Origin of the sequence: Caulobacter sp. DWR1-3-2b1 (assembly GCF_049895765.1) — a bacterium.
Classification (GTDB): domain Bacteria; phylum Pseudomonadota; class Alphaproteobacteria; order Caulobacterales; family Caulobacteraceae; genus Caulobacter.
In genome coordinates this window covers 20,134-27,802 of record NZ_JAFCSZ010000035.1, presented here as the reverse complement: position 1 = coordinate 27,802, position 7,669 = coordinate 20,134, and the positions used below count along the sequence as shown (strand labels likewise).

The window sequence follows — 7,669 nt, the reverse complement described above, 5'->3', positions numbered from 1 at the left end:
TCGTCCAGCAAAAGGTCGATCCGCTCGCGCGCTGTCAGCTTGCCCTTGGCGTGCTGGGCCGCCACACGCGCCTCGCCGCCGCCCGCACGCGCATGTTCGCGACGACGATCCAGTTCCTCAAGTATCGCTTGCAACGGGAGCTCTCTGAGATCGAGACGGTCGGGCTATCAGCCGAACGTTCGTTGTGAATTGTGATCATCACAAAACGGGAAAACTGTGCTGGTATGCAAGCCGCCCGGGCGATGTATCGAGCCGTGTCGTGTGTCTTGTGTGGGATGAACCTGTAAAAAAGTGAATTTGTAAAATGCGAGAAAAGCTGTTCATCGGCCCCAAGGCGCGTCGCCTGCGGCTGGCTCGCGGTTGGAAGCTGGAGCCTTGCGCGGCGCGTCTTGGCCTGTCGGTCAGCTACCTGTCGCAGATCGAGGCCAACCAGCGACCGGTGACAGCGCGGGTGCTGCTGGACATGATGCGCGTGTTCGAGGTCGACGCCTCGACGCTTGACGCGGCCGACGACACGCGCCTGATCGCCGACCTTCGCGAAGCCATCGCTGACCAGCTGGACCAGGGCCAGGCTCCGGGCCTGGGCGAGCTCAAGCAGGCCGTCGCCAACACGCCCAACCTTGCCCGATCGTACCTCGCCCTGCACCACGCCTATCGCCGTTTGGACGAGCGTCTGAAGGCCACGGAAGAGGCGGTGTCGCTGGACGAAACCGTCGCGGCCAGCGCCCTGTTGCCCTATGAGGAAGTCCGCGACTTCTTTCACTACAAGAACAACTACATCCACAGTCTCGACGTCGCCGCCGAAGCCTTGTCGGAGGGCCTTGGCATGGCGCAGGGCGCTTCGGCCGGGACCGCACTTGAGCGCTATCTGGGCGACCGTCTTGGGATCACAGTGACCTGGTCGACGGAATCCGGCCTGTTACGGCGCTTCGACAAGGCGAGTGGAACCCTGACGCTGGGCGCGGCGGACGCCGCAGCGACGCGCAGCTTTCAGATGGCCTACCAGATCGTCGCCGAAGCCTTGTCCGAAACCGTGGAGGTCGAGCTTCGGGCGGCGGGTTTTCGCAGCGAGAGCGCCGCCAAGGTTTGTCGCACCGCGCTCTTTAACTATGCTGCTGGCGCACTGCTGCTGCCCTATGAGCGGTTCCGCGCGGCGGCGCGCGCGGCGCGACACGACGTCGAGCATTTGGGCCTGACTTTCCAAACCAGCCTGGAGCAGGTGTGTCACCGTCTCAGCACCTTGCAGCGTCCAGGGGCGCGGGGGGTGCCGTTCTATTTCGTGCGGGTCGATCAGGCGGGCAATATCACCAAGCGTCACAGCGCCACGCGCCTGCAGTTCGCGCGGTTTGGCGGGACCTGCCCGCTATGGAACGTTCACGACGCCTTCACGCGCCCGGACAAGCTGCTGGTGCAACTGGCGCAGATGCCTGACGGCGCGCGCTATGTCTGCATCGCCAGCGGTGTGGTGAAGCGCTCGGGGTCTTACCTGCAGCCAGATCGGCGCTACGCCTTGGGGCTGGGCTGCGAGGTCCAGTATGCCGACGACCTCATCTATGCCGAGGGTCTGGACCTCAATGGCCCGCCGACGCCGATCGGCGTCAGCTGCCGGATCTGCGAGCGCAACGACTGTCCGCAGCGCGCCTTCCCGCCGGTTGACCGCCAATTCGACGTTCTGGAGAACGAGCGACGGATCGTGCCGTTCTCGCTTCGGTCGGACCACGCCGAGCTGTCGAAGCTATGAAGGTTGTCGTGGTCGAGGTGTGACGCCTGGCAGTCTCCATTGAGGCCGACGCTCCAGAACCCACAGAAGCCCCAGCACGACCAGCAAGGCCGCAGCCCAGGGCCAGGGCGATCCGGGCGCGCGGCGACCGGCGCGCAGGGCGTTGGCCGGCGCCGTTTCGGTCAAGGCGATCGTCGCTTCCCGGTTCGCGGCCTGGGCCAGAGACGGCGCCGCGTCGGCGGGATGGACATAGAATGCGGTCTCCCGGCCATCGCTTCCTCGCGCCAGATGCCAGCCCGCCTGCTCGGGCCAGAAGGCTGCGCAGGCTTTGTCGCCCGTGGCCGGATCGATATGGGCGGAGCGTACGACGCCATCGGGCCGGACAAGGCGGATTGGGCCGTCGATGTTGCACAGGGACACGCGCGCTCCGCGCCTCGCAAACCCCTCGATGCGGGAGCCGTTTCCATCGCCCGGGCGGGCGAGCACCGAGAACAGTTGGCTCCACAGGTGGTCGTAGCGATCCGCTTCACCCGCGAGCATGAGCACGTAGCTGTCAGCGACCGTCCAAAGACCGACTCTTCCGCGTCCTAGCGACCTCCAGTTGGCGAGCGCAGTGCCGTCGACGTCTTGCACCATCGAGACTGTGTTCGGAGCGGCCTGCGCCACGGCCGCTCCCGCTGTGTCGCGCAGCGACCGGACATCGTCGCCGAGCGCGACGCCCAGGCGGGCCCAGTCCCGGCGCGTCGAGGCCGATAGAGGCCCTGTCGGCCGCAACAGCACGCCAAGTCCGGTGCGCGTAGCTGCGTCGAGCGCGGCATGAGTTCCAGGTGCGAGGCCCTCCCACCGTCTGTCGTCGATCACCACAAGGTCGATGTCGGCCAGGGTGGCGCGGGTCAATGGCACGGGAGGATCGCCGAATTGCACGCCGTCTCCGACCTCGATCTGAACTCGCAGATCGATGCCGGCGTCCTGGGCCCATCGCTTCAGATACTTGGTCTCCGGGCTGGGCGCGCCGGCCAGGACGAGGACGCGGGGCTGTCGCTGCGCCCGTGTGTCGACGGGGACCCCGACCTGCTCGACGACCCGACCAGCGGAGTCTCGCAAGCGAAGCGCAAACAGCGCCGGCCCGGGCGCCCGGGCGCTGGCCGAGAGTTGGAAACGACCGTTGGCCGTGACGGCCGCGCGATCAACGACGGCGGTGGCGGGGTCGAGCAATTCGACGACACCTGAACTGAGGGTTCCAACCTGGCCGCCGACCGAGAACCTTGCGCCGGGCGCGACCTGGCGCGGCAGTGTCAGGCTTGCCAGCCCTTGGGGAGGCGGTCCGGGGACAAACTCAGCGATCCTGTCGAGTGGAATCTGGTCACGCGGAATCAGGCCTTCGCCTTCGATGCGGACCTTCCCGGCTTCGGGATAGCGACGCAGGGCGACGCCGAGGTCGGGCGTCTTGATCGCGCCAGCGATCGGCCCGGCTTCGGGCAGGGCGATCAGGATGTCGCTCGGTTCGCGCGCGGTCGCGAGCTTGGCGCCGCGTGTCGCGACGACCAGGCGGCCGGGCGGCGTCGCGACCTTGGGTGGGAAAAGCATCAGATGCAGCAACACACCCGCCAGCCCTTGCAGCGCGATCAGCGCCGCAAAGCGCCAGACCGGCCCTCGGGCCGCGACGGGGACGGACCGTCGCCACAGCACCAGCCGGAGGGTCCCGCCCGCGACGGCCAAGACGATCAGCGCCGTCGTCCAAAACTCGGGATTGAGCCCTTCGGCGATCATCGCAACGCGTCCAGATAACGGCGCCCGCGTGCGCTTGGCGGTTCACGTCGCTGGACGCCGCCGGTCGGCCGGTCGAGCGCGCCCCACAGAAGGGCGCGTAGCCTGCGGCGGCAGTCGAGGCAGGCGGGCTCGTTGCGAACAGTGTCTATCGCGGCCGACAAGGCCAGCGGATCAGTCAAACGAGCGCGGTTGGCGCCCACCCACCGCTCGAGAGCGTCCAGACGCACCGGCGCGGCGGCAGGCGTCTCCGCCAACGCGCGCCAGGCCTCGGCAGCGGGAACGTCGGCCGGCGTCCGTGCGATCGGCGTCAGGGCGCCGGCGGCGATGCCCTCGCGTTTGCCGGTCAGGCGACGCGACAGGTCGATAGGCGGAAGCTTCGGCGAGGTCCTGGCCAGGAAGATCCGCGTGGCCTGTTGCGCGGTCTTCAGCAGATCAAGCGCGCGATGGGCGTGGGGCAGGGCCTCCTGTGGCTTGCCCTGGCGCAGAGCACGTTCGGAGCTCCACATGGCGTCGAGAGCCTGGGCGAGCGTAGAGCGCGTGCCCGGGTCGAACAGCGTGGCGGCGTCGCCGCTGTCGTGAGCGTGGCCGTACTGCGCGACCACATCGCTCATCTGGCCGAAGGTCGACGGGGCCGCCGTGTCGGCATGGTCATCGTGTCCATGGTCGTCCTGCTCCGCCGGCTTGGCGGCAGGAGAAGGTGCATCATTGGTTGGCAGGTCCAGAGCGCCGGGCGCGTCGTTGGTCGGCAGGGAAAGTCCGCCGCCGCCCTTGTCTTCTTCGCCCATGAACTGGCCATAGCGGAGGCGCAGCTGGGCCTGGTCGCCGCCGAGCGCGTTGGACCGATCGACGAACCGGTCGGACGCGATGCGCGAGCGTTGGGCGATCAGCGCCTCGGCGTCGATGATGATCTGACGCTGGCTGCGGAAATAGGCCGGCATGACCTGCCGCATCATGCCGTCCAGCCCATCAGCCAAGGCCAGGTCTGCGGGCCAGCGAAGAATGACGCTGGGGCCCTCGACCTTGTGCCGACCCGGCGCGCGATTGTCGCTGACGACCAGTTGGACGATCAGGTCGCTGCCGGGGGCCATGCCTTCCCGGGCGAGGTCGAGGGTCGTGGAATATCGCTTGCGCCGGGCGTCGCCTTGGCCGCGCAGGGACATGGAGCGCTCGGTGGTCGTGACGTTCTCGCCCTCGCCCTTGGTGACGATCACGCGAAGCGTGGCCGACGCCTCTACGCCGTAGTCGTCGCTGGCCTCGAACATGGGTGTCCATCGGGCCTGACCGGGCCTGACCATGGCAAGTTGGCTGTCAGGCGCTACGACGCGCACGATCGGCGCGGCGTCGGCCATCACTTCGAGCCGATGGAGTCGTTGTCGCGGCAGGCCGGTAGCGTCGATGCGATAGAGCGCTGATCGCGTGAAGGCTCGCTCGCCGGCCCATCTTCCGCCTGCGAGGTGTAGAGGAAGTCGAGGCTCACCGGGGAAATCCAGAGAGGTGGAGGATGGCCGGCCAGTAATGGCTATGACCCACCCGAGATGCGATCCTTCCGGGATCCGGGCGTCGAGAGAGGTCTGCTCGGAGGCCGGCAGGCCGGTGTAGGCAGGGGGCGTGATCCTCAGTCGCACGCTCTGGACCCTTGGGGCGGCGAGGCGGGATAGAGGCCCCTTGAGCTCCTGGGAAGAAGATCCGTGACGCGCGATCGACGGCCACAAGACTGTGGCGAGGATCGCTGCGGACCCGATGCCGGCCGTCCAGGCGATAGCGCGACGAGACCAGGCGGGACGCAGATCCAGGGCGTCGACCTCGGCGATGCGTGCCTGCAGCCGGTTTCGCTGAAGCGCCACCAGACCACCCAGGGCTTCTGGCTCGGTGAACAGAAGAGCGCTGCTGTCCTCCAAGGCGGGAACCTTGGCGTCGAGCGCGGCGGTCAGCCAAGCTTGGTCGAAGGCGTGTGCGCGTTTCATCGCGACCAGGGCCAACAGGACCAGCGCCGCCAGACTGGTGATCATTAGCGCCCAGACGCCGGAAAGTCGCCAAGCCAGCGTCGCCAAGGCCATGATGATCGGCAGGCCGACCCCGGCCGTGTCGAGCATGACGCGTCGCCGAGCCATGTCCTGATAGCGGGCAAGGTTCGTCGCGCTCATCATGGCGCTACCGCCCGCAGTCCCCGCGTGGCGAGCCAGCGTTCCGCCGCGAACACCAGGGCGATCATCATCGCCAGCCACGGTCGCAGATCCACGGGTGGTCGTTGATAGGCGCTCGCCCCGAGTGTTGGCGCGTGATCCACGGCCGCGACCACGGTTGGAGGGGGCGGGGGGACGAGCAACCGCCAAAGGGTGTCGGGGAAATCGGCCTCGACCAGTTGCGGCATCGCCGCTGGCGTGAGCGGGCGGGTTAGTTGCAGGACGCGTCCGTCGCCGAACCGGCCGGCGGTGGCCAGCGGCTCGCCGATGTCATCGCGCCACGTCACGCGTTTCGCGCCGTCGACCGGAGAAGGAGTGTCGTAGGAGAGCAGCGCCACGCCGCCGTCCGCGATCCAGTCCAGAACGACCGCCGGCATCGGCGCGGGCGAGAGCCAGACCAGGTAACGCGCGTCTTTCGGAAGTGGCCTGTCGGCCGGTGTGGCATCGAGTTCGGACGTTTGGCCAGGCGTGGCCCACGCGATCGCCGCGGCCCGGAAATAGTGCGCGCCCTCTTCTGCGTCTGCGGAATAGCGCACCGTAAGCGCTGGCGGCTCGCGGCGTTGAACAGGCTTGGAGCTTGGCGGGAAAGGCGCGACCCGCCATTCGACCCGCCGCGACAGCCGGGGTCGTTCGGCATCGACGCCCGAGAGCAGAGCGGGGACCACGAATGTGATGGAGGTGGAGGCCGGTGTTTCGGCGTCGAGCTGGCGAATGAGGCTGGCGGTGGCGCCGGGCGCTGACGGCGCGGCCTGATCGATCCCGGGGAAGCCGGGTGCGAGCCAGACTCTTCGGCCCTTCTCATTGTCGATGGTCCGGGCGTCGACATCGGGCGAGACAGCGATGATCGGCTGGCGCTCGGAGAGGTTCCACACCACAGGCCGGGCAAGAAAGAGCGCCACAGCGACGACGAGAAGGATCCGCGCCGCTAGCAGCAACCGCTCGTCGAGCCGCAGGCGACGGACAGGCTTGGGGCTCGGATCCAGCCAGCGTAGGGCGGCGAAGTCGATGGTGTGCGTCTCAGTGCTGCGCGCGATATGGATCGCTAGCGGGAGCAGCGCGGCGGCCAGAGCGCCGAGCGCCATGGGCAAGAGCAGGGCCGGGCTCATCGCGGCGCGGCCGCTCGGGACAGCTTCTGGATTGGCAGATCCGCGCCTTCGTCGACGAAATATTCAACGCGGCGCACGCCCTTGCTGGTCAGTCGGGCGGCCAGGGCGGCGCGGGCCTTGGTGAACCGCGACAGGAAGTCGTCGCGTAGGGACCGTCCGTCGCCAACGACCTCGATTCCGCTTTCAGGATCCTGAAACCGAAAGCCCCGGTCGAAAGGAAAATCACGCTCGTCGGCGGTCAGGATCTGAATCAGGGAAACGTCGCGACCGGAGGCGGCCAGCCGCTCGGCGGCGGCGATGCAGCCTTCGTCGAAGCCGTCGGAAAGCATTACTACCAGGTCGCCAGCGGCGATCCGGCCGCCGAAGACTGCGAGGTCTCGCTCCCACTGGACGACCCCGGTCGCACGCAGCGGCGCAAGAGTCAGCATGGCCCGGTCCCGATCCCGTCGGTCGGACCCCGGCGTCAGAACGAGCGGTCCGCCTTCGGACGCCACGATCATGCCGAACCGGTCGCCTTGATTGAGCGCGACCTCGATCAGGCTGACGGCGAGGCGCTTGGCGGCGTCGAAACGCGACCAGTCGGGCGTGGCCAGATCGGCCTGGGCCATGGAGGCGCTGGTGTCGATCACAATCCAGATCGCGACCGGGCTCTCGCGTTCGGCGTCGGTGACGAAGAAGCGATCCGAACGCGCATAGAGTTTCCAGTCGATCTTGCGCAGATCGTCGCCGCGTTCATAGGCGCGATATTGAGCGAACTCCATCGACCCGCCCCGGTTTCGGCTGGCGTGCATGCCGCCGTCGACCAAGGTCGCGGCGCGGCGCGGCGCCAACGACAGGCGTCGCAGGCGGCTACGCAGGTCCGGGGGCAGGTCGAGTGGGGACATGCTCTG

6 protein-coding genes are annotated in these 7,669 nt (G+C 68.0%); 1 reads left to right on the top strand and 5 read right to left on the bottom strand.

The genetic code is table 11. The annotated features are described in order from the left end of the window. On the bottom strand, positions 1-134 hold a 134-nt coding region (locus ACP69S_RS19875), incomplete at its 3' end, for a hypothetical protein (RefSeq protein ID WP_426000207.1). Between the two features lie 170 nt (positions 135-304). Here ACP69S_RS19875 and ACP69S_RS19870 point away from each other — a divergent pair. After that, positions 305-1,741, top strand: a complete 1,437-nt coding sequence (locus tag ACP69S_RS19870) for a helix-turn-helix domain-containing protein (RefSeq protein WP_426000205.1) — start codon at positions 305-307, stop codon at positions 1,739-1,741. Here ACP69S_RS19870 and ACP69S_RS19865 read toward each other — a convergent pair. The 4 genes from ACP69S_RS19865 to ACP69S_RS19850 are packed head-to-tail and all read right to left on the bottom strand — an operon-like array spanning position 1,736 to position 7,663. Next, positions 1,736-3,490: a hypothetical protein gene (locus ACP69S_RS19865; RefSeq protein WP_426000203.1), complete on the bottom strand. Its 1,755-nt coding sequence runs from the start codon at positions 3,488-3,490 to the stop codon at positions 1,736-1,738. The genes ACP69S_RS19870 and ACP69S_RS19865 overlap by 6 nt on opposite strands. Next, entirely contained in the window at positions 3,487-5,634 is a 2,148-nt protein-coding gene (locus tag ACP69S_RS19860; protein ID WP_426000201.1) for a DUF4175 family protein, read from the bottom strand. Before ACP69S_RS19860 ends, ACP69S_RS19865 begins: the two co-directional genes overlap by 4 nt. Beyond that, on the bottom strand, positions 5,634-6,779 hold the full coding sequence (locus tag ACP69S_RS19855; RefSeq protein ID WP_426000199.1) for a BatA domain-containing protein: 1,146 nt from the start codon (positions 6,777-6,779) through the stop codon (positions 5,634-5,636). The genes ACP69S_RS19860 and ACP69S_RS19855 overlap by 1 nt, the downstream gene beginning before the upstream one ends. Next, a complete protein-coding gene (locus ACP69S_RS19850) occupies positions 6,776-7,663 on the bottom strand; it encodes a DUF58 domain-containing protein (RefSeq protein WP_426000197.1) in 888 nt (295 codons plus the stop codon). Before ACP69S_RS19850 ends, ACP69S_RS19855 begins: the two co-directional genes overlap by 4 nt. Positions 7,664-7,669: the final 6 nt, after the last annotated feature.

What these genes read in the sequence shown, in the direction of transcription:
- ACP69S_RS19870 (WP_426000205.1), top strand. Translation starts at nt 305, where the DNA reads ATGCGAGAAAAGCTGTTCATCGGCCCCAAGGCGCGTCGCCTGCGGCTG.
- ACP69S_RS19865 (WP_426000203.1), bottom strand. Translation starts at nt 3,490, where the DNA reads ATGATCGCCGAAGGGCTCAATCCCGAGTTTTGGACGACGGCGCTGATC.
- ACP69S_RS19860 (WP_426000201.1), bottom strand. Translation starts at nt 5,634, where the DNA reads ATGAGCGCGACGAACCTTGCCCGCTATCAGGACATGGCTCGGCGACGC.
- ACP69S_RS19855 (WP_426000199.1), bottom strand. Translation starts at nt 6,779, where the DNA reads ATGAGCCCGGCCCTGCTCTTGCCCATGGCGCTCGGCGCTCTGGCCGCC.
- ACP69S_RS19850 (WP_426000197.1), bottom strand. Translation starts at nt 7,663, where the DNA reads ATGTCCCCACTCGACCTGCCCCCGGACCTGCGTAGCCGCCTGCGACGC.